Below are 456 nucleotides of genomic sequence, written 5' to 3'. Positions count from 1 at the left end.
AAGCGAGAGAAACATTTTTAAAAGCAAATGTAAAAATTATTATGGGCATGAATATTGACCCTAAAATTCAGCATTTATATATTAATTACAATCAAAATAATACAAAAACAAATAAAGAAGAATTTAATGACTTTATAGAGTATACAATTAGTGAATTAAATAAAAATACAAACAATAAAACAGTATTAGAACTATTTAAAGAAAAATGCCCAAACTCCTCTCTTGAAATAAGAAGTGCAAATGATAAAACTCATGCAAAACTATATGTATTAAGATATAATGATAAAGATAAAATAAAGAAAATGTATGGATGTGCAATAATAGGTTCAAGCAATTTTTCAAGAGAAGGTCTTCATCAAAGAAAAGAAATTAATGCATACACAGAAGACGGATTTGAAGATTTTTATAACTTTTTTCAAGATGAATGGAAAAACACATCAAGTATATTAGACAAAG

The 456-nt window shown here is 24.3% G+C and carries 1 protein-coding gene; it reads left to right on the top strand.

Annotation, left to right across the window (positions count from 1 at the left end; translation table 11 throughout):
* Positions 1–456 (top strand): phospholipase D-like domain-containing protein (locus EZH24_RS13425; protein WP_236847281.1); only part of this gene is annotated, 456 nt, incomplete at both ends.

The sequence above is a fragment of the Brachyspira catarrhinii genome (assembly GCF_005518285.1).
Classification (GTDB): domain Bacteria; phylum Spirochaetota; class Brachyspiria; order Brachyspirales; family Brachyspiraceae; genus Brachyspira; species Brachyspira catarrhinii.
Note: the sequence above shows the minus strand (reverse complement) of the source record. Positions and strands in the feature narration are given on the sequence as shown.